General features: G+C 68.4%; 18 protein-coding genes. 9 read left to right on the top strand and 9 right to left on the bottom strand.

All coding sequences use genetic code 11. The features are described from left to right. Window position 1 precedes the first annotated feature (1 nt). Genes QHF89_RS06765 through QHF89_RS06755 form a run of 3 tightly spaced genes read left to right on the top strand, consistent with a single transcriptional unit; the run spans window position 2 to window position 4,052 of the window. Window positions 2-1,669, top strand: a complete 1,668-nt coding sequence (locus QHF89_RS06765) for a DUF1592 domain-containing protein (RefSeq protein ID WP_136965889.1) — start codon at window positions 2-4, stop codon at window positions 1,667-1,669. Continuing rightward, entirely contained in the window at window positions 1,666-3,021 is a 1,356-nt protein-coding gene (locus QHF89_RS06760) for a DUF1552 domain-containing protein (protein ID WP_136965890.1), read from the top strand. Before QHF89_RS06765 ends, QHF89_RS06760 begins: the two co-directional genes overlap by 4 nt. A 35-nt stretch (window positions 3,022-3,056) precedes the next feature. Next, window positions 3,057-4,052: a hypothetical protein gene (locus QHF89_RS06755; protein ID WP_136965891.1), complete on the top strand. Its 996-nt coding sequence runs from the start codon at window positions 3,057-3,059 to the stop codon at window positions 4,050-4,052. Between the two features lie 9 nt (window positions 4,053-4,061). Here the strand turns inward: QHF89_RS06755 and QHF89_RS06750 are convergent, their stop codons facing one another. Continuing rightward, window positions 4,062-5,090: a CapA family protein gene (locus tag QHF89_RS06750; RefSeq protein WP_136930581.1), complete on the bottom strand. Its 1,029-nt coding sequence runs from the start codon at window positions 5,088-5,090 to the stop codon at window positions 4,062-4,064. Between the two features lie 50 nt (window positions 5,091-5,140). After that, entirely contained in the window at window positions 5,141-6,220 is a 1,080-nt protein-coding gene (locus QHF89_RS06745; RefSeq protein ID WP_136965892.1) for a hypothetical protein, read from the bottom strand. 164 nt (window positions 6,221-6,384) lie between these two features. Between QHF89_RS06745 and QHF89_RS06740 the strand changes: the two genes are divergently transcribed. Beyond that, complete coding sequence (locus QHF89_RS06740; protein WP_136965893.1) at window positions 6,385-7,620, top strand: hypothetical protein; 1,236 nt, start codon at window positions 6,385-6,387, stop codon at window positions 7,618-7,620. Window positions 7,621-7,674: 54 nt separating this feature from the next. On the opposite strand, the gene QHF89_RS06735 is transcribed toward QHF89_RS06740, so the two are convergent. Then, on the bottom strand, window positions 7,675-8,223 hold the full coding sequence (locus QHF89_RS06735; protein WP_136930578.1) for an NUDIX hydrolase: 549 nt from the start codon (window positions 8,221-8,223) through the stop codon (window positions 7,675-7,677). A gap of 405 nt (window positions 8,224-8,628) precedes the next feature. Between QHF89_RS06735 and QHF89_RS06730 the strand changes: the two genes are divergently transcribed. The 3 genes from QHF89_RS06730 to QHF89_RS06720 all read left to right on the top strand — a co-directional run bounded on the left by QHF89_RS06730 (window position 8,629) and on the right by QHF89_RS06720 (window position 12,007). After that, entirely contained in the window at window positions 8,629-9,849 is a 1,221-nt protein-coding gene (locus QHF89_RS06730; protein ID WP_136965894.1) for a matrixin family metalloprotease, read from the top strand. A gap of 153 nt (window positions 9,850-10,002) precedes the next feature. Then, window positions 10,003-10,764 (top strand): hypothetical protein, encoded by a 762-nt coding sequence (locus QHF89_RS06725; protein WP_136965895.1) that lies wholly within the window; start codon window positions 10,003-10,005, stop codon window positions 10,762-10,764. 34 nt (window positions 10,765-10,798) lie between these two features. Then, window positions 10,799-12,007 (top strand): acyltransferase family protein, encoded by a 1,209-nt coding sequence (locus QHF89_RS06720; RefSeq protein WP_136965896.1) that lies wholly within the window; start codon window positions 10,799-10,801, stop codon window positions 12,005-12,007. On the opposite strand, the gene QHF89_RS06715 is transcribed toward QHF89_RS06720, so the two are convergent. After that, window positions 12,004-13,746 carry a hypothetical protein gene (locus tag QHF89_RS06715; protein WP_136965897.1) on the bottom strand — a complete coding sequence of 581 codons (1,743 nt, stop codon included), beginning with the start codon at window positions 13,744-13,746 and terminating at the stop codon, window positions 12,004-12,006. The genes QHF89_RS06720 and QHF89_RS06715 overlap by 4 nt on opposite strands. Window positions 13,747-13,887: 141 nt before the next feature. Between QHF89_RS06715 and QHF89_RS06710 the strand changes: the two genes are divergently transcribed. Beyond that, on the top strand, window positions 13,888-14,295 hold the full coding sequence (locus QHF89_RS06710) for a hypothetical protein (RefSeq protein ID WP_284720165.1): 408 nt from the start codon (window positions 13,888-13,890) through the stop codon (window positions 14,293-14,295). Between the two features lie 53 nt (window positions 14,296-14,348). Here the strand turns inward: QHF89_RS06710 and QHF89_RS06705 are convergent, their stop codons facing one another. The 4 genes from QHF89_RS06705 to QHF89_RS06690 all read right to left on the bottom strand — a co-directional run bounded on the left by QHF89_RS06705 (window position 14,349) and on the right by QHF89_RS06690 (window position 19,364). After that, window positions 14,349-15,137 (bottom strand): hypothetical protein, encoded by a 789-nt coding sequence (locus tag QHF89_RS06705; protein ID WP_136965898.1) that lies wholly within the window; start codon window positions 15,135-15,137, stop codon window positions 14,349-14,351. Then, the gene (locus QHF89_RS06700) at window positions 15,134-16,606 is read right to left on the bottom strand and encodes an alkaline phosphatase family protein (protein WP_211365399.1); all 1,473 of its coding nucleotides are present in this window, start codon (window positions 16,604-16,606) and stop codon (window positions 15,134-15,136) included. Before QHF89_RS06700 ends, QHF89_RS06705 begins: the two co-directional genes overlap by 4 nt. Window positions 16,607-16,783: 177 nt before the next feature. Then, window positions 16,784-17,905: a UDP-galactopyranose mutase gene (glf, locus tag QHF89_RS06695; protein WP_136965899.1), complete on the bottom strand. Its 1,122-nt coding sequence runs from the start codon at window positions 17,903-17,905 to the stop codon at window positions 16,784-16,786. Window positions 17,906-18,020: 115 nt separating this feature from the next. Continuing rightward, window positions 18,021-19,364 (bottom strand): erythromycin esterase family protein, encoded by a 1,344-nt coding sequence (locus tag QHF89_RS06690; protein ID WP_136965900.1) that lies wholly within the window; start codon window positions 19,362-19,364, stop codon window positions 18,021-18,023. A 260-nt stretch (window positions 19,365-19,624) separates the two neighbouring features. Here QHF89_RS06690 and QHF89_RS06685 point away from each other — a divergent pair, with 260 nt between their 5' ends. Then, complete coding sequence (locus QHF89_RS06685) at window positions 19,625-19,996, top strand: helix-turn-helix domain-containing protein (RefSeq protein ID WP_284720164.1); 372 nt, start codon at window positions 19,625-19,627, stop codon at window positions 19,994-19,996. A 304-nt stretch (window positions 19,997-20,300) separates the two neighbouring features. On the opposite strand, the gene QHF89_RS06680 is transcribed toward QHF89_RS06685, so the two are convergent. Beyond that, complete coding sequence (locus tag QHF89_RS06680) at window positions 20,301-21,005, bottom strand: SecDF P1 head subdomain-containing protein (RefSeq protein ID WP_136965902.1); 705 nt, start codon at window positions 21,003-21,005, stop codon at window positions 20,301-20,303. Window positions 21,006-21,134 lie beyond the last annotated feature (129 nt).

Raw genomic sequence — 21,134 nt, 5'->3', positions numbered from 1 at the left:
CATGGTCCAAAGACGTCCGCATCCTGGGCGCTCCCGCGCGCGGTGGCTCGGGTTTTCAGCCGCAATCGCCGTCTTCGGCGCTTCGCTCACCGCATGCGTCGGCGTCATCGGCGACGCGGACGAGGACACGACCGAAGCGGAGTCGCTCGTCCTCGCCGCGCCCGCGCTCCCGCGCCTCACGGCTGCGCAGTACCAGAGCTCGCTCGCCGAGCTCTTCGGCGCGAGCATGCCCAAGGCGCCGCTCGAAGACGACACGAAGCCATTTCTCTTCTACAACATCGGCGCTTCGAGCACGACGCTCTCCGAGTTCGGCGTGCAGCAGTACGAGGAGTCCGCTGACGCCATCACGCGTTACGCGTTCGCCGATCCGGCCCGGCGCGCGGCCTTCGTCGGCTGCGAGCCCGCCGCGCCCGGCGACGCCTGCGTCGAGAGCTTCCTGCGTCGCTTCGGCCGGCGCGTCTTCCGGCGCCCGCTCACGAACGAGGAGGTCACTCGCTGGGTCGGAATCGCGCAGACCCTCGCGGATCCGAGCGCGTGGGAGGGCCTGCGCCTCGCCGTCTCGGGCGTGCTCCAGTCCCCTCATTTCCTTTATCGGGCCGAGGTCGGCGTCCCCGACGACGCGGCCCCCGGCCGGCGCAAGCTCACGGGATACGAAATGGCCACGCGCCTCTCGTTCCTCCTCTGGAACCAGGGCCCGGACGACGCGCTCCTCGACGCCGCCGAACAAGGTGACCTCGACAAACCCGAGGGCGTCGCCGCGGCGGCCGAGCGCCTGCTCGACGACCCGCGCGCGCGCTCGGCCATGCAGGCGTTTTTCCGGCAATACCTCGACCTCGGCCGCCTCGACGGCGTCCAGCGCGACCCGGCTGCGTATCCGTATTTCACGCCCACCCTCAAGGAGGCCATGCGCCGCGAGGTCGAGCTCCTCGTCGACGACGTCGTCTTCGGGAGCCGCGGCGACGCGCGCAGCATCTTCAGCACCCGCAAGACGTTCGTGAATGCGGACCTCGCGGCGCTGTATGGCATCGAGGCGCCCGGCGCGACGACGGACACGTTCGTCTCGGTGGAGCTGCCCGCGGACGGCCCGCGCGCTGGCCTGCTCACGCTCGGCGCGTTCCTCACCATGAATGCCCACGAGACCCGCACCTCGCCCACGGCGCGCGGCAAATACGTCCGCGAGCGTGTCCTTTGCCTGGAGGTCCCGGCCCCGCCCCCGGGCGTCGACACGACCCTCGATCCGCCGATGGGCGACCCCAAAACGGTGCGCGAGCAAATGGAGGCGCACCGCACGAACCCCGCCTGCGCCGCGTGCCACAATTTCATGGACCCGCCCGGCTTCCTCTTCGAGCATTTCGACTCGTCGGGGTATTACCGCACCGTCTTCGCGGACGACGTGCCCATCGATTCGTCCGGCGACCTCGACGGCAAACCCCTCGCGAATGCGCGCGATCTCGCGACGGTCCTCGAAACCGAACCCCGCGTCGGCCGCTGCATGGTCCAGCAGCTTTATCGCCACGCGCAGGGGCGCGTCGAGACGAAGGGCGAGCGGCTCGCGCTCGAAGACCTCGCCTCGCGCTTCGCCGGCGCCTCCTTCGATTTCCGCACCCTCTTGATCGAGCTCGTCACGCACGACGCCTTCCGTTACATCGGCGAAGAGGAGAGCCCGTGAAGACCACGCCCCTGTCCCGACGAACCTTCCTCCGGGGCGCCGTGGGCGGCACGGCCGTCGCCCTCGCCTTGCCCACGCTCGAAGCAATGCTCGGTGCCCGCGGCGCCGAGGCCGCGTCCACCGGGCCGATCTTCGGCATCTTTTTCTGGGGCGGCGGTTTGCCCTGGCACGATGGCCACGGCGCGCCCCAGGCCGGCCACCCCGATCTCTGGACGCCCGCCACGACCGGCAAGGACTATACGCCGAGCGAGCTGCTCGCGCCGCTCGCGCCCTACCAACCGAGCCTCGTGACGGGGTTGACCCCGCACACCGAAGTGCCGGATCTCCCGGCGGGCCAGAGTGACGGGCACATGCGTGGCTTCATGGTCTCGATGACCGGCGATCGCATTCGCCCCGAGGGATTCGATCACCCCTCGCACACGCTCACCGCGCTGCGCCCGACGCTCGACCAGTACGTCGCGAAACACCCGAATTTCTACGGCCCGGAAATCCCGCGCTTCCGCTCCCTCGTCCTCGGCGCCAGCACCGCGCGCTTCCACGATTACGGGCACTGGAACGCGATCTCGTACAATGGCCCGGACGACCTGAACCCGCCGATCCTCGATCCAGGGCAGCTCTACGATCTCCTGTTCGGCGTCGCAGCGGACACGGCCGGCATGAAGCGACGGGCGCTCCTGCTCGACGCGGTCCTGGAGGACGCAAAAAGCCTCTCGGGCCGCGTCGGCGCGGCGGACAAGCAGCGCATCGAGGCGCACCTCGAACACCTCCACACCGTCAAGAACCGCCTCGAATTCTCGGGCGAGTCGTGCGCGCCCCCGGGCAAACCCGCGCCGAACGACGAGCTCGTCGCGAAGACCGATATCATGGGCTCGCTGCTCGCCTCGGCGCTCGCGTGCAACATGACGCGGGTCTTCTCGTTCATGCTGAGCTCCCCCGCGACGACCCACGTCTTCGGGAACCTCGGCGTGCCCAACGATTTTCATACCACCGTCCACGAGGGCGCCTGGGAGCACGCCCGCGCGGGCATCCTGTATCAAATGCAGGCCTTCGCGGCGTTCCTCGGCCGGCTCCAGGCCGTCGTCGAGCCGACGGGCGGCACGCTGCTCGATCGCGCGCTCGTCTTTGGCCTCTCCGAATATGGCGAGGGCTATCAGCACAGCGTCGCCGAAATGCCCTGTGTCCTCGCGGGCGGCGCCCATGGGAACATCCGCCGCAACGTCCACGTCCGCGATCCCGGCGGCAATTACAGCAAGGCCCACGTCACCATGCTGCGCGGGGTCGGCCTGGAGACGCCGAGCTTCGGCTGGAACGGCGGCCAGACGTCCGAAGCCTTCGGCGACATCCTCGTGTGAGGCGCGTGCCATTGCCTTCCGATCCTTCCTCGGTTTTGCGAACCCTCGGCGCCGCGGCATTGCTCCTCGCGTCGTCGCTCCTCGTCCCGCGGGCGGCGTTCGCCGTCCAGCCGACGGGTTACATCGATAACGCCGGGTGCGACGCCATCGCCGGCTGGGCCCAGGATCCCGACGTCCCGAGCCAGCCCATCGACGTCCACGTCTATTACGGCGGCCCGGCGGGCACTCCGGGCGCGCCTGCCATCGCCGTCCGCGCGAACGTCCACCGCGACGATCTCTGCGCGGCCATCGGCTCCTGCGAGCACGGCTTCTTCGCCCCCTCGCCGCTCGCTCTGCACGACGGCAATGCCCGCGACGTCTACGCCTACGGGATCGACACCGGCGGCGAGGGCAATCCGGCGCTCGGCAACAGCCCTCGCACGCTCCAGTGCCCGCCCGCCGCGCAATCCGGCGTGCGTCGCAAGGTCGATGGCGCCCCCACGTACGACGCCTGGCGATTCTCGTCTTTTTGGGACCTCCTGCCCCTGCCCGCGGCCGACGCCGACCTCCTCCCCGACGGCCCGAATATCCCCGACAAACCCGAGATCGTCCAGGCCGACGACGGCACGGGGCAGGTGTGGCTCGTGGACGGCGGCGTGCGCCGGCTCGTCTCGCCGGGTGCCGCGGCGACCTGGCGCTTCGACCTCGGCACGGCCGCCGTGCGCCCCGCGGCCGAGGTGAATGCCCTCGTCGAGGGAACGCCCCTCCGCCCGCGGCCCGTGCTTTTCATTCGTGGCGCGCTTTATCTCGTGGACGACCCGCAACCCGTCGTCCCCGGCGGCGCGAGTTCCTCGACGTCGGGCGCCGGCGGCGCGGGTGGAGGCAGCTGGGGCGAGGGCGGTGAAGGCGGCGAAGGCGGCGACCTCACGCCGGCCAAGCCTCCGAGCGGCGCGTGCACGATGGGCACGCCGGGAAGCGTAGACGCATCTGCGGTTTTCTTGCCAATCTTTGGCGTGCTCGCGTTCGCCGCGCGACGCCGGCGGCGCCGATAATACCGAAATTCAATCGATCGGCGGCAGCGGCCGCGGACCGGGCGGATCGAGCGGCGGCTCCTCGCTCGGCTCCCCCACGAAACGCGGCGCGCCTCGATCATCAATCGCGACCCGCAAAAACCGATGCCCGGTCACCCCCTCCCGGCTCACGTCGAGCGCGAGGAGCGTGCCCGTGTGGCTCCCCGTCCGCGTCATGCCCGAAAACACGAAATTGCCGATCCCGTGCGCGATCAGCCGCCCTCGATATCGCTCCGCCGGCTGCACCACGTGGGCATGCGCCGCGATGACCGCGTCCGCCCCGGCGTCGATGAGCTCGCGGCTCGCCTCGCGCTGATACTTCGTGGGCGTGAGCATGTATTCGATCCCCCAGTGAACGAACACGATCACGACATCGGCCCGCTCCCGCGCCCGCGCCACGTCCTGACGCGACCGGGCACGACCTCGATCCACGTGACCGATCAGCGCAATTCGTATCCCGGACACCTCCCGCACCACGAACGCCTCGCGCCCGGGGCTCGCCTGCGTCGTTCCAAAAGCACCGAGCCCCGCTGAATCGAGGCGCTCGAGCATCTCGAAATACCCCGCCTCCGACATGTCCAGCGTGTGGTTGTTCGCCACCGACACCATATCGAAGCCTGCATCCAGGAGCAGGCGCGGCGTCTCCAGCGGCGCGACCAGGGGCTCGGGGATCGCGGCCTCGCCCTGCGATGTCACCACGCATTCGAGGTTTCCCACGAGAAGATCGTACGACCGCAGCCGCTCGGCCACCTGCGCAAAAGGAAACCCCGGCTCCTGACCTTTCTTGATCACCACCCCGACGCCGAGCGCCATCGACACGTCGCCCACGAAAGCGACAGTCGCGCGCGGCGCCCGGGCCGCGGGCGGCGCCTCCAGGGACACGGGCGGCGGCATGGGCCTCCGAATGGCGCTCGCGAGAGGGACCGGGGAGCCGGGCGCCCCCGACGCACCGCTCGAAAACCACGCCGCCGCGAGCACGAGCCCGAGGAGCGTCAGAGCCGAGGCGCGGCGCGCTTGCATTCCGACGAGACCCTACACCATCCCCTCCCCGCGCGAAAATTCTCGAGCGCTCAGACCGCGAGGACGTCGCGCAGATCCAGCCCCGGAATCGCCTCCGCGTGCTCGTGCACGAGCCGCCGAACGCCCTCGGCCAGCACTTCCTCGATCTTTCCCCGAACGAGCCCGGGGACGAGCGTGGCCTCGGACGCAGGATCCTGGACCGCGAGCGCGAGCCCCGCGTCGAGCGCCACCTCGCCCCCGGCGAAGCGCACCACCCCCGCGACCACGCGCACCAGCGATTCGAGCCCTGCGACCTCTTCCAGCGTCCCGCGCAGCCGCAACTGCGACAGCGTCACGGCCCCGCCGCGATCGATACGAATGCACCCAAGCTCCACGAGCGGGCTGCCGCTTTGGACGACCGAAAGCGCCTCGCTCGTGATCGTGATCGATTGCAGGTTCGCGGCCCGGACGCGCTCCGCGTTCGACGCACCGGCGGCGATCGTCGCGAGGTTCCCGCTCCCCTTGATTTGCACGTGGATCGCCCCGCCGGCCGACGCCGAGAGCCCCGTGCCGTTCTGCTCGTGCACGAAGGGCTCGCGCAACACGAGCGTCGCCTCGACCGCCGGATCCCCGAGATCCGCAATGGAGACGTCCGACTTCCCGCTCGAAGGCGCGCTCCGGAAATTGTCGGCGATGGCCTCGAGCGTGGCGAGCGCGGTCTCGTCCTGCATCGGATCGTAGCCGGGGACCGCCATCTTCGTGCCGCGCAGGCCCGCGGCGAGGATCTCCACGATCTGCTTTTTGGCCTCCCCCGTGAAATCCAGGAGCCCCTCGCCCGGACCGTCGATCGAGGAGACCCACGCCTCGACGCGCGCGTCCGAAAAGTGCACGTCAGCGCCCCCGAACAGCATGTTCTTCGCAGGCCACAATGCGTCGACGACGATCGGCGGATCACACCGCAAGGTCAGCCGATCCTGCGCGATCCGCAGCCGCACGCGGCTCGCGAGCTCGGTCCGGAGCGCGCGGGTCCACGTCCGGCTGAGGTTCTTGCCGCGAGGCAGCGTGAAGGACAAACCAATGTCACGAAGCTCCACCCCCGGAGGGAGCTGACCGAGGAGCTTGCTCGTCGTCGGGTCCGCCATGTCGCCCATCCCCACACCCATGTACGAAGTTGCGAGACCGATGAACTTTTTACCGCGACCGGGTACCAAAGGCAACACCCACCCGGGCAACAATTCTTCACCTGCCGGGAGTTGACTTTGTGACCGGTGGTCACTAACACGGGGTGACCACCGGTCATTACCAAGGACGGGTCATGCATCTTCGCCACTTCTTAATCAGGACCGCCATCCCTTCCCTCGCCTTCGCCCTGCCGGCCCTCGTGGGCTGTGGCGGCACGGAGCCCGCGACGCCCGATCAGCCTGGACAGGAAGAGCTGCTCGCGCCCCCGGAGGCGGGCAAGGGCGTGCAGTTCAAGATGGTCACGAAGCTCGACGCCGGCACCGAGGGCGAGCATTGCATGTTCGTGCAGGCGCCCGCCGAAGGGCTCTTCGTCAGCCGCGACGAGGTGCGCTACTCGAAGGGCAGCCACCACTTCCTGCTCTACCAGACGAGCTACGAAGAGATCCCGACCCAGAAAGAGGACGGGACCGTGGTCGACACGAGCGGCGTGTTCGACTGCTCCGACGGCGCCACGAATGGCTGGGCCGTGGAGAAGCTCGTCGCCGGCTCGCAGAACGCCGACGGCGAGTCCATGCTGCGCTTCCCCGAGGGCGTGGCCATGAAGGTGCGCCCGGGCGCCGTGCTCCTCATGAACGCGCATTACATCAATGCCTCGATGAAGACCATCGAGCCCGAGGTCCGCGTGAACCTCTACACGGTCCCCGAGGCCGAGGTGAAGACGGAGGGCGACATCCTCTTCCTCTACAACCCCTTCATCCACGTCGGGGCGCAGGCCGAGGGCCGCGCGCGCATGCGTTGCCCCGTGCACAAGGACATCACGATCGCGAACGTGCAATCCCACATGCACGCGCGCGGCGTCGGGTATGCCGCGTCGATCGAGGGGAAGGCGGAGCCGTTCTACACGAGCACCGAATGGGAGAACGTGACCGTCAAGGATTTCGGCGAGGGCCTCCAGATCAAGGCGGGCGAGCGCTTCGATTACTGGTGTGACTACTCGAACGCGCAGGCGAAGGACGTCTTCCAGGGACCGCGCTCGACCGACGAGATGTGTATGCTCATCGGCTCGTATTACCCGGCGGATCCGGCCACATCGAACTGCCTCGCCGAGCCCTCCTCTCCCAACACGCCGAACTTCCTCGGCGGCGAGTGGGTGGGCAATGGCCAGGCGACGTGCGCCGAGTCGTTCGCCTGCGTGCAGCAGGCCCTCAATGGGGGCGGCCTCGAGGCCATGACGCCCTGCGTGACGAACTCCGCCGAAACGGTCTCGCGGGAGTTCTCCGACGCCTTGCGTTGTTTCTTCAAGATCGGCCCGGGCCAGGATCCGGCGATGATCTGCAAGACCGAGTTCGAAGCCTGCCTCGCGAAGTAACCCTCCCCGAACGGCTCACGCTCGCCCGCGCGTGAGCCGCCCCCTCTCCCCGCCTCAATCGAGCGACAAGAGCCCCCGCCGCACCGCGAGCAGGATCGCGCCCACGTGCACGCCGTGGAGGATCTGCCCGCGCTCGATTGCAGGCACGATTTCTTTCGGCTCCATCAGCGCCACGTGAATGTTCTCCGTGGGATCCATCCGCTGCTCCGAGGCCCGGCGCGCACCCGCGGCGAAAAAGAAATGGGCGCGGTTCGTGTGCCGGCTCGGCTCCGTGTTCGTGGTCAGGAGCGGCAGCCAGGTCGCCGCGACGAACCCCGTCTCCTCCTCGAGTTCGCGCCGCGCCGCCTGCTCGGGCGTCTCGCCTGCGTCGATCACGCCTGCCGGCAGCTCCCGGCTCACGCGCGCCGCGCCGTGCCGGTACTGGTCGACGAACACCACCTGCCCCTCCTCCGTCACCGCCAGCACCGAGGCCCAGTCGGGCGCCTCGATCACGTGGAACTCGTCGATCTCGCCGCCGTGCGGCAATGCGATGCGCTGCTCGTGGACGGTCAACCATCGACGCGCGACGATCGGGCGGCTCTGCATCACGGACCAGGGCTTCATGCGCCCTTCCCTACCCTCCCTCCGCGGCCCCCGCAAGGCCGCCGTCGCGATCCGCGCATCCGAGAGGCGCCCGGCCCCCCCACGATTGCATCGGGCGGAGCCTCACGACCAATGCAACGTTTCATTCCACCCACGGGTTTGTCAGGACGCGCAGCACACCAGGAACCTACGCCACCCGGGCGTGGACCAGACAACTACGCTTCTTTTTTATACGTGTTTTTCACGGTTCTACCCGATTTCGACGAACCCTGGGGTGCCCAATGGAACTTCGTTGGCGTCGGCACCCGGACCGGTGAAATCGTGCGCTTGCATTGACGTGCCTGCTCGCGCCCTGCTTCCTTGCGTCATCCACATTCAATGTCCCGATGGCTCCACCGTGGGTGCCGGGGCCATGGAGAAAATACGATGAGCGCTGGTACGAAGAACTTCGGCCTTGCGGGCCGATCCGTGGTTGCTTTCGTCCTCGTCTCCGGCGCGCTCGGCGCCGGGTGTGCGGGAACGCCGAGCGGCGACGAGTCCGTGGCCGATACGTACGCGAGCTTCGAAGAATTCGAGGCCGTTACGTATCGTGAGCCTGACACGGGCATCTACATCGTCGACGGCGACACGCCCATCGACGACATCAAGAAGCTGGAGGAGTTTTACGAGACGTACGTCCGCCACGGGGCGCTCATCATCCACCGCGCGGGCGGCCAGGATGCAAAGTGGAACGACACCCAGAAGCTCAACCTCACGTACTGCGTGAGCACGACCTTCGGCAACCGCTACGACGCGGCGGTCCAGGCCATGAAGAACGCGACGGCCGCCTGGGAGGCCGTGACGAACGTGAAATACCAGCACGTGTCCGCCCAGGATGGGAGCTGCACCGCGCAGAACAGCAATGTCCTCTTCGACGTGCGTCCCACGAATTCGGGCGGCCAGTACCTCGCGCGCGCGTTCTTCCCCGGCGACTCCCGCAGCAGCCGCAACGTGCTCGTCGACACCAGCGCGTTCGGCAACAACGGGCCGACCACGCTCACCGGCATTCTGCGGCACGAGCTCGGCCACACCCTCGGCTTCCGCCACGAGCACACCCGCCCCGAGGCCGGCACGTGCTTCGAGGACAACCAGTGGCGTGAGCTCACGTCCTACGACTCCAAGTCCGTCATGCATTACCCGCAATGCAATGGGACGGGCGACAAGACTTTGAGCCTGACCGAGAAGGACAAGCAAGGCGCCGTTCTCGTCTACGGCGCGCCCGGCGGCGCGCCTCCGGCCCCGGGCGATCCCGGCCCCGGCGACCCCGGCCCCGGCGACCCCGGCAATCCTCCGGCGCCGGGCGGCTCGCCGACCACGCAGAGCTTCAGCGGCACCGTGAGCAAGACGCAGCTCGTGCAGCTCGCCCCGCTCTCCGTGGCCGCCGGGACGACGTTCCAGGTCACGATGACCGGAAAGGGCGACCCCGATCTTTACGTGCGGTTCGGCGCGCAGCCCACGGCCTCGAAATGGAATTGCCGCCCGTACAAGACCGGCCCGAACGAAGCCTGCAGCCTGACGGTTCCTGCCGGACAATCCCAGGCGTTCGTCGCCGTGTATGGATACAACTGGGGCCAGTATCAGCTCTCCGTGACCTATACGGCGCCCTGAGGCCGATGCGCCTTCGCAGCTCCGCGCGGCGCCCCTCCCGCCGCGCGGAGCTGCCGCTTTTCCCGGATCCCCCACGATGACGATCGGTTTTCCCGCCGACGCCCGCCCGCTCCCGTGGTTGACCGCGCCCCGGGGCTAGGATATCCCCGCGCGATGCGAACGCGCTCGGCCCTCCTCGCCCCCTTTTTCTTCCTCGTCGTCGCCTGCGGCGGCGGCGCCGCCCAGGAACCGAAGACGTCCGCGGACGCAAACACGAGCGAGGGCAGCGGCGATGGCCAGCCCCGGCCGCCCGAGTGCGAGGCGGTCGGCAAGCACCTCGTGGCCCTCGAAGATCGGCCCAAAGGCAAGGGCCCGGCCGATGAAATGCGCTCGCTCACGGGCGCGTTCCTCCGCCTCTCCGACGCGCTCAAAAAGGAGCCCATCGAGACGCCCGACTTCAAGGAAGCCGTCGCCGAGCTCGCCACCCAGGCCGAGAGCTTTGGCAACCAGCTCAAGTCGATGGGCCCGATCGTCGACGAGATGGAGCAGATCAAGGGCCAGCTCAGCGCGTGGGAGAAGAAGGTCACGTCCACGGCGAACGCGTTCGACGCGACGTGCAACAACGGGCCGAAGGCCGAGTGCGAGGCCCTCGGCGTCGAGCTCCAGAAGGTCCCCCGCATCGAGGGCGAGAAGTTCGCCGAGCACGCGGCCGCGATCGAGAAGTTCATCGCGGCGATGGAGAAACAACAGGTCAAGGACGCGAAGGTGAAGTCGAGCCTCACGGCCATGCTCGGCGCGCTCAAGGAGGGCGTCCCGCCCATGCGTCGGTTCGCGACCCTGCTCAACGAGTCGAAGAAGGTCGACCCCGCGGGCGACGAGTTCAAGGCCAAGGTGAACCGCGTCGCGGCGATGTGCGGCGTGAAGCCGGAGGAGTGAGCCTCTCCTCGCTCGCCATCGCCCCTCGATCTCGATGTCCGCGCCTGCCCAAGCCCTCGGCGCGCCCGCGAAACCCTCCGGGCTCCGCGCCTTCTTTGGCCTCGATCTCCTCGACAACCGTTACCCCGCGCTCCACGGCCTGCGCGTCCTCGCGATCGTCACCGTCGTCCAGTACCACGTCACGTGGATCTTCTGGGGCGAGCAGGGCATCCCCCTCGATCGCGGCTTCGTCGACCGATCCCTCTCGATCTTCTTCGGGATGGATCTCTTCTTCCTCCTGAGCGGCTTCCTCATCGGCTCGATCCTGCTCCGCTCCCTCCAGAAGAACGGCACCCAGGATCTACGCCGCTTCTATCTACGCCGCGTCCTGCGCACGTTCCCCTCGTACTACGTGGTGCTCACGACCCTCGCGCTCGCGCTCCCGCTCACGGCGACGCAACGCGCGCACCTGCCCTACGAGTACACGTACCTCACGAACTTCGTCTCCTTGCACCGCCCCGACATCATCATGTTCTGGGGCTGGTCGCTCTCGCTCGAAGAGCAGTTTTACCTGACGGTCCCGCTCCTCTTTTTCGTGCTCCACCGCCTGCGGAGCGAGCGCGCGCGCTTCTGGCTCCTCGGCGCGCTCTTCTTCGCGGCGCTCGTCGTGCGGCTCGTCATCTACTTCCGTTACCGCCCGTGGAACGATTTCATCCTCTACGGCGCGCTCTACTTCCGCACGCACACGCGCTTCGACACGCTCGTCGCGGGGATCCTGCTCGCCTTCCTCCACCAGCGCCACGGCGAGGCCGTGGGCCGCTTCCTCGCGCGGCCCTTCCACCGCGCGCTCCTCGCGATCCCGGCGCTCACGTGCCTCTGGCTCCTCTTGAACCCCGCGATGTTCGGCGAAGAGCACGTCCAGCTCGTGCATGTCTTCGCCTGGGGCACCGTGACGAGCCTCATGTACCTCTGCGCCCTGCCGCTCCTGCTCCACGGCGACGGTTGGATCCACCGCGGCCTCTCGGCGCCCTTCTTCCGCCGCGCCGCGACGCTCGGCTACGGCGTCTACCTCGTGCACATCCCGATCATCGACCACGTCGTCCTGCCCGCCGCGAAGGCCCTCCACGCGAAGCGCGTCTCGCTCCTCCTCGTCTGGCCCGCGTCCCTCGCCGCGACGATGCTGATCTCGTTCGTGATCGGCTACGCGATGCACGTGCTCATCGAAAAACCCTCGCTCCGCCTCCGGGAGCGCTTCGCGGGCTAGGGATCAAAGGGCTTTCCGAATCCGCGCGGCGGCAGCTCCGCGAAGGAGAAACCCTTCCGGCCCTCGGTGATCCACGAGAGCGACGGCGAATCGAGATCACGATCGAGCTCGAAGCGCGCTGATCGCGGGCCGCGCGGGCCGACGTCGAGGACCGTCACGCGGACGCCGGGCACGGTGAAGACCTCGCCCGGCTTGAGCGGGGCGTCTTGGCTGCGGAAGAGCGCGCCCGGGCCCATCGGGAAGAGGCTGTGCTCCGGGGGCACGCGGATGTCGAGCGTGCGCGCGTCGCGCCGCAGCACGAGCGCGTGCCCCGTCTGCGCGAGGATCCGCCAGCGCGCGGGCAAGCGGCCCCGATCGTCGAGCGCGAACGGCAGGAAAAACGCGCTCGCCATGCAGCGGATCACCACCACCTCGGCGTCCTCCGGCGCCTCGATCTGCCCGCGCAGCTCGGCCGAGTGCTTCGTGAAATCATCGGCGGATCGCTGCTGCCTCCGTGCCATGAGCCACGCGGTCCCGGGCCCGTGCACGAGGTGCGCGAAGCCGAGCGCCACCGCGGCGAGCCCCGTGAGCTGCGCCGCCGCGCTCCTCGGCCCGCGCGCCGCCTCCTCGCTCGCGGGGGAGAACCACGCGTATTCGAGCAGCATGCCGACCGCCGGCGCGATGCCGAGCAAGCTCGCGCCGAGCACGCGCGGCGAGGGCACCACGGGAAGCACCGGCACGAGCGCGAGCACCGAACCGAGGAGGAGCCACGCGATCTGCGGGCGGCGCGCCTCGTCCTGCGCCGCGTACGCGCGCCGCAGCGGCACGTAGAGCAAGGCCGCGGTGCCGATCACGACAAGCACGGGCAGCACGAGCGGGGTGGTGTTGGGCAACAAGATCTCGTCGTCGAGCGCGAGCCAACCATCCGCGAGGAGCGTGGCGAACCTCTGCGGCACGGCGCGCAAAAACAAGCCCGTCTCGCGGAACGGATCCGTGTAGAAGCCCGAGCCGAACGAGCCATACCCGCCCCGGTGACGCACGTAGAGGTACACGGCCGTGGGCCACACGAACGTCGAGACGAACGCGGCGCGCCGGAGCAGGCTCTCGCGTTTGCCCACGATTTCCAGGGCGAGCACGTAACCGCCGAAGCACACGGCGTACTCGCCGGAGAGGAGCGCCAGCGTGAAGAGCAGCGTCGCGAGCGCGGCATCCCGCACCCTTCGTTCCTCGCGAAAACGCGCGTGCGCGGCGAGGGCCGTGATCCCGAACGTGAGCGAGAGAAGCGCCTCGCGGTTGGCGAGCCAGGCCAGTGGAATCGCGTGGGCGGGCGCGAGCGCGAACACGGCCGTCGCGATCGCCGCGGCCCGCCCCGAAAGCGCGCGCCGGAAGAGCGCGCGCGCGCCGAGCACCATCGCCGCCCACCAGGCGAACGAGTGCAGGTGCATCAGGAGCGGCGCGCCGCGAAACGCTTGGTGTTCAAAGTAGTGAAGCGCGCTCGCGAGCGGGCGGAAGAAGCGGATCTGAAGCTCGGGGTGCGCCCACCAGGGGAGCATGCCGCGCGCGGTGAGGGCCGCGCGATCGGTGTCGTTGATGAAGTCGTACAGGTCGAACGGGCCCCGCTTGCCGGGGAACGTCCCCTCGATCATCGAGGCCTGGAGGTAATCGTCGAGCAGGAAAGGCGTGCGGATCGCGGGGAGGTAGACGATGACGCCGAGCAGCAAAATGAGCCCGAGCCCGAGCCAGGTGCGTCGACGTTGCATGACTTCTGACAACGCTGCAATTGTCGCGCGGGGCTGCGGCGCGCGGGAAGAACGAGGGGCCGCGTCGTTCGTCATTGTCGAGAGCCACAAGGAGAGAGTTGTGGAGAGCGCGGCATTCGGGTACTCTCAGACCACAAACTCGTGAAATACGCTAGCGTCACCTGGTTGGTCCTTGGTCTCTTCGCAGTGAGCTTCTCCGCTTGCGCCACCTCCGAGCGGCCGGAGTTCGGCAACCAGCCTTCGGGCGGCGACGGCGGCTCCGGCGGTGACGTCGGAAACGGCGGCGGCGGCGGGGCCGGCGGTGATGTCGGAAACGGCGGCGGCGGCGGGACCACGGCGTCGAGTTCCAGCAGCAGCAGCAGCAGCAGCGGCGGGGGCGCGGTCTGCGTGGACCAGTGCAACTCCGACGCGGACTGCCAGAATAGCTGCCCCGCGGCCCCGCAAGGCGGCGCCAACTGCTGCGACGTGCCGACCCATGGCTGCTACATCGTCGGCTCGTTGTCCTGCCCGACGGGCCAGGGCGGCAGCGGCGGCACGCCCATGTATTGACGGTTCTCGGTCAACGTGGGGGCTCGTCCCCCCACACCTCCCGCAAGACTTCTTCAAAAGCGTCGATCGACCCGGACGGCAATCGTCGGCCCGAGCCCCCAAGCGGCTCCGCGGCATGGGGCGATGTCACCATACTGACAGGGAAACCGATCCACCACCCACGCGGCGCCGGCCGATGCGCCAATCGCGAGCGAGCCCGGCTCGCCGTGCCCGTGGATCCATTGCCGAACGCCGAGGGTCGCATAGGCCCATAAATCGAGGCCATATCCGCCGTCCAGGGTGATGGCCAATCGTCGCGTCACCGGCACGTCGAGCCCGCCGGTCACGTGCGAGAGCGCGAACTGCGCCTGCTGCGTGTAATAGTTTCGGATCAGCGAGTACCCGAGCTCCGCCCGCACATGCGCGCCGTCCAGGCTGCCGAGCCGCACCGCCGGGGCCACGGAGAGGCCACTCGGACCAAAATATTGCATTCGCCCTCCGATGCCGAGACCGACCTCGACGTAATCGGAGGCGAACGCCCCGCGCAGCCGGGCATGCACGATGGTGCCCGGCCCCTCGGGGACGAGGACGAACGCGAACGGAGAGAGCTCGAAGCCGAGCTTGAAGGGCCGCTGGAAATAATACTCGACCGAGAGATCCCCGATCGCGCCCCCGCCCGGCCCGATCATGTTGAAGAACGGCCGCACGGTGCCCTGCACGCGGACCATGTTCCGCGCGAGCGGCGGGAGCATCCACGACCGCTCGACCTCGGGCGGGGCCGTTTCCTCGGCAGCCTCGGCCCGCGTCGCCCCCGCGGCGAGGGCGACCACGAGGGCGGCCGCATGCAAGCGTGTTTGCTTCATCCGCGGACCCTCGCGACCTCGAGCTCCTCGGCGTGGCGCAAGAGCGAGCGGAGACGCTCCTCGTGCGAGCGCGTGTCGATTCGATCCTGCGGAATGACGCCCGCGCGGAGCGCCGCTTCGATCCCCGGTTGGCTCGTAAAACGAAAGCTCACCTCCTCCACGCGCCGCCGGTCGATCTCGATGCGGGGCAGCCTGCCCACGCGCCCCGGGCGCAAACCCGCCCGCGCAGGGTCGATGCACGACGCGAGATCCTCTGCCGCATCCATGCGAGGTCCGAGGCTCTCGATGCCGAACCGCGTGGCCAGCGTGGCCGCGATCGAGACGTGCTCGAAGGGCGTGGAGACGACCTTCCCCGCGCGCACGGACGGGCCGATCACCAACGAGGGGACGCGGAAGCCGAGCTGGCGGAACGCCGGGCGCGGGTCCTCCGTGGTCGGCGGGGGCACGTGGTCGAAGAACCCGCCGTATTCGTCGAACGTGATGATCAGCAGCGAACGCCCCCATTGCGGGCTCTCCTGCATCGACCGCACGATGCTACCGACCAGGGCCTCGCCGAGGGCCAAGCTGTGCGGCGGGTGGAGGTCGGAGGACCAGAAATCGGGATCAATGAGGGAAAAGTTGGGCAGGTTGCCGGTGCGGGCGTCGTGGAAAAAGGTCTCGATCCGCGTGCTGACCATCGGCTCATTGCCCCCGAGCGGGCGCCCCCGGAAGGCCGCGTGATACCAGTGCGCGGGCCCAGCGGTGTATGCCTTCGCGGACCAGCAGCCCTTGCCGAGCTTTTCCCATAACGTCGCCGGCCCGTCCGTGATCGGATCGTTCGTCGTGATGCCCTGCGACGTCGCGGCGTGCAGGAAAAACCGATTCGGCCAGGTCGGTCCGAGCACGGATGCAAACCACCGATCGCAGACCACGTATTGATCGGCCAGCGCATAAAAGAGCGGAATCTGGCTCCGATCGTGGTACGTCATCGCGTCGCGTTGCCGCCACCGGGCCCCCGTGTTTGCCCGCAAAAACCCGTCGTTTCGCCCTCCAGCGAAGGCCACGTGCGCCGCGTCCCAGGTGTGCAGCGGGCCGTGATGCGCGCACGGGGCCGCCGCCCAGTGCATGGCCATGGTGGTGCCGTCGTCGTCCGCGTTCGTCTCGCCGCCTGCGAGCCCGTCGATGGCTTGCCGCGCGGGGTAATCGGGGTCGAACGCGAGCGCCCCGAAGAAGTGGTCGAAGGAGCGGTTCTCCATCATGACGACCACGAACGTGTCGATCCCGGCGAGCAATCGCCTCGGCGTGGGCGCGCCGCTCGCGTCGAAATCGGGGCCCACGGCCGGCGCCGCGGGTCCGGCCTCGCAACGATCGGGCCCCGCCGCGCACCCGCTCCCGAGCGCCGCGGCGCCGATGCCTGCCCCGAGCCCTTTCAGCGCCGCGCGGCGAGACACCTGTCCCGTGAGCCCTCGCAGAGAATTTCGTCGTGCCATGGCTGAGTCCGTCCATATCATCAGCACGACTTCGACGACGAGCAAGCTCGTTCGTCAGGGCGCGAGGCTTTCGATCCTCGGAAATAAAAGGAACTTTCGTGATGGCGTGATATCGAGGCGGGGAGCGTCGAACGCACGGTCCGGCGCAGCCGCAGATTCCCGGAATGCCAGAGATGCCTACGCCGCCGCGAGGGGCGTCCGCTCACGCGGCAGGCCGGTGAGCTTCGCGTAGAGCTCGAGCGCCTGCGCGACCACCTGATCCATGTTGGAATACCGGTACGTCGCGAGCCGGCCGACGAAATGGACGCCGGGCGTGGCCGCCGCGAGCGCCTCGTATTTCCGGTAGAGCTCGGCGTTCTCGGGCCGCGGGATCGGATAGCAGGGATCGCCCTCGGCGCGCGGGTATTCGTAGACGAGCGTCGTCTTCGGGTGCTCCTGCCCCGTCAGGTACTTGCATTCGGTCACGCGCGTGTACGGGTGCTCGTTCGGGTGGTTCACGACGGGCGCCGGCTGGAAGACCTGTGTGTTCTTCGTCTCGAACCGGAACTCGAGCGAGCGGTACGGGAGCTTGCCGTAACAATCCTCGAAATACGCGTCGATCGGCCCCGTGTAGATGACCTGAGCGTGCGGGATCGATTCCTTCACCTCGCGAAAATCCACGCCGAGCATGACCTTGATCTTCGGGTGGTCGAGCATGCGCTCGAACATCCGCGTGTAGCCGCGGAGCGGCATCGCCTGGAACGTGTCCGTGAAATACCGATCGTCGCGGCTCGTCCGGACCGGGATGTGCGCGGTCACCGAGGCGTCGAGCTCGGAGGGATCGAGGCCCCATTGCTTGCGCGTGTAATTCCGGAAGAACTTCTCGTAAAGCTCGCGCCCGACCTTGCCGACGATGACGTCCTCGCTCGTCCGCACGCGCGGGGCCTTCTCGGCCCGCGCGGCGAAGAACGCTTCGAGCTCGAACGACGTCAGGCGGAGGTTGTACAGGCGATTGATGGTATCGAGGTTGATCGGGATCGGGACGAGCTGCCCGTCCACGGACGCGAGCACCCGGTGCTGGTACGGCCGCCACGTGGTGAAGTGCGAGAGGTACTCGAAGACCTCCTTCGAGCTCGTGTGGAAGATGTGCGGCCCGTACTTGGGGACGAGCAGGCCCTCGTCGTCGTAATGGTCGTACGCGTTGCCTCCGATGTGCCGGCGCTTGTCGAGGAGGAGGACCCGCTTGCCCGAGCCGCGCGCGAGCCGCTCCGCCAGAACGCTGCCTGCGAACCCAGCGCCCACGATCAGCCAGTCGAACATGGTTCCTCCGGGGCGCCGCTCCGGACGAACACCGCGGCGCAAGGCATCGAAGGGGGCATGGGTGCCCTCCTAGGGCTCGCTGCGCGGGCGGGAAGCCCCTTCTCGAACAGGCGGCTCAGAGCCCCGTCGGGTACGTCTCCGGCGCCTCGCCGGCCTCCCAGCGCGCGGTCTTTTCGAGGGGCTCGACCGCGCGCGTCAGATCGAAATGAATGACCGCGTCGAACTGGGCGGCGAGATCGGCATAAAAATAATGACTCGCCCGCTCGCTCGCCGGCAGATACACGACCCCGATCGCCCGCTCGAGCCGCTGGGCATGAAGCGGCAAGAGCCTCGGATCCCGCAAGAGGAGCGCGAACTGTTCGAGCCCCGTGGCATGCAGGATCGCCTCGTAGCTGTCGGGACGGGCGGGACGCACGCGTTTTTGCTCCACCTCGGAGCCCCAACCCGACGCCGCGGAGACCATCCCCGCATACGTGGTGAACCCGATCGAAAACACGTCCGGGTGGCGCTCCTTCACGATCTGACCGACGTTGAGCTCGCCCTCGTGGGACATCTGCGTCGCCCGCGCATCGCCGAGGTGCGAGTTGTGCGCCCACACGACGACCTTCGCGGGGGCGCCGCGACGACGCCCGAGGTGCGCCCGCAGCGCATCGAGCGTCTCGGCCATGTGCTCATCGCGCAGGTTCCACGAGGCGGCCCCTCCGCGGAACATCGCGCGATAGTACCGCTCCGCGTTCTTCACGAGGCGCGCGTTCTGCTCTGCGAAAAAGGCCTCGTCCTCGCCCTCCTCGTCCGGACCACGGCGAGCGTACTCGGGCGCGCGCCGCTCGATCTCCATGAGCTGCCGGACGACCTCGTCCTCGCACGACGCCGCCATCCCGAGGCTCGTCGCATACCCGTAGGCCTGCGTGTCGTGGCCGAAGAGTTCGAAACACCCGTACCGCCGCCGCGCGACCTGGGCCCCTTCGGGATCGATCCGGTCGAGATAAGCGAGCACGGCCTCGATCGACGTGTTCATGCTGTAGAGATCGAGCCCGTAGAACCCGGCGACGCGGTGCGGGTGCGCGTCGTTGTGCTCCCGTAACCACGTCACGAAATCGAGGACGTCCGTGTTTCGCCACATCCACGCGGGGAACCGCTCGAATCCGCCGAGCGCTTCGAGGGGCCCGGGGTCCGGGCCCCTGCCTCGGACGAAACGATTGATGCGATAGGCGTCCGGCCAGTCGGCCTCGACCGCGACCGCGCAGAAACCCTTGTCCTCGATGAGCCGGCGCGTCAGGCGCGCGCGCTCGCTGTAGAACTCGTGCGTCCCATGCGACGCCTCGCCGAGAAGAACGAGCGTCGAATCTCCGATGGCATGGAGCAATGCATCATGGTCGTGCCGCGTCCCCGCGAGCGGGAGAGCGCACGCCGCCACGGTGCGAGGTAGTGCCCTCTCGAGCGGCGCATGCGTAGCCATGTTCGCGTCATGGTACGTCACGGTCGGAATCACAAGACACCATTGAGGCATCACGCGTGTGGAGGCCGCGCGGGCGCCGCGCGCGCCCGAAGCCGCTCGCGCGCAAAAGCGCGGCCTGCGCGCTCGCTCCGCGCCCACGATCCAGAGCCGAAGATGTGCGCGTCGGCCGTGACAACAATGAATGTTCGCCTAAGTAAAACTTCGTTGCGCATGACGAAATCATGTTTGGCTGGGATCTTGGTTGTGGCATAGTCTCGAACATGCCTAGAAGAAAGACGGCTGCTCCCTTCACTTCCAAGATTGGTGCCCGGATCCGCGCGCTGCGCGTCGAGCGGAACCTGTCTCTGGCCCAGCTCGCGGACGCGGGTGGTCTATCCAAAGGCCATCTTTCCAGCGTCGAGCACGGGCTCGCGGCGATCACGGTCGAAACGCTGGAGCGCATCGCGCGTGCGCTCGAAGCGCTCCCGATGGATCTCGTGACGTTCCCCGAAGAGGACGATCGAGGCCGGATCGCGGACATCGTGCGCAGGTTGCCGAAGAAGGAGCTGCCGAAGCTGCGCCGCGAAATGCTGGCGCGCGCCCCGGCAGAGGCCCAGGCCCCGACGCGTCGCCGTACCAGCGCGCGCGCTTAGACCTACCGGTCTCCCGGCAGCTTGGGTATTTTTTCGTAATGCCTCGGATTCGAGGGCTGCGTCTCCGGGGGCGTCGGCGTATGCAGGGCGTTCGGGGGAATGTGGCCCTCGGCGTCGGCCTGCGGCGACCGAGGCGGGCCGCTCGGGGGGACCTCCGGCTCGCTTCGATCGTCGGGTCTCGATTTCTCCTTCCCTATCACCTTCGTGCTCCAGTCTGCCGCGGACGCACCCTCGTGCGCCCGGACGCGCCCCGGGATGCAGAGGTCATGCCGGCGCCCCTCGCGTCCGCTCGCAACGACCCGCGTCAATTCGGTCTGCGGCGCAGCACCGCGGCGAGCTGCCGGGCCTCGGCCACCGCGTGATCGTCGTATCCATGCATCGAAATCGACACCCGCCCACCTGGAATGGGCGACTCGACGAGGGGCACGCTCATCGCCTTGTCGTTCACCACGATGGCGAGTCGCTCCTTCACATGCTCCCGCGTGGCCGCGTGAAACCGCTCGCCGCCCGCGGCGTCGAGCGTCACGAGCACGACCGGCGCCTGCACCGGCCCTTTTCCGTCGTCCTCGAGCACCATCGCGTCGACCACGTTTGCGTGGGTCACGATCGCTCCTCCCGCGACCACGTACGTGCGAAGGCCAATGGGCCGCGGCTCCCCCGTCTCGTCTTCCTCCATCACGTCGCCGAGGACGAACCTGTGGCCGGCCGGGAGAGGCAACGTCGAGAGCCACGGCGAGAAGCGCTCCTTTGCCTGAACGTACGTCTCGCCCGGCTTCTTGACGAGCATGGCATATTGGAGCGTCACGGGAAGACCCGACCGCGAGAGCCTCTGCTCGGCACGCACAGATACACTCTCGGGCAGCGTGCCCGCGGCCTTCGCGAACGGTTCGAGCTCATCGTCGACCACCACGATCTCCATGGTGATCGGCCGCAACCCCGCGAGGTCCACGGCGTCGTCCTTTTTTTTCGCGCAAGCGGACGGCGACAGGGCGAGCGCGACGAGGAGCATGCTTCGAGCACGAACGAGCATGCTCTTTGGCGTATCCCAGGCCACCCGGCGCCGTCAACCCTGCTCGCCCGTCTCGGCCCGACGCGACCGACGGAGGGCTCCGTGAGGGGCCCGCGGCAAACGCCCGCG

It is taken from the genome of Polyangium sorediatum, from assembly GCF_029946465.1.
Classification (GTDB): Bacteria; Myxococcota_A; Polyangia; order Polyangiales; family Polyangiaceae; genus Polyangium; species Polyangium fumosum.
The sequence above is the reverse complement of the archived record's forward strand: the minus strand, read 5'-3'. Positions and strand labels throughout refer to the sequence as shown.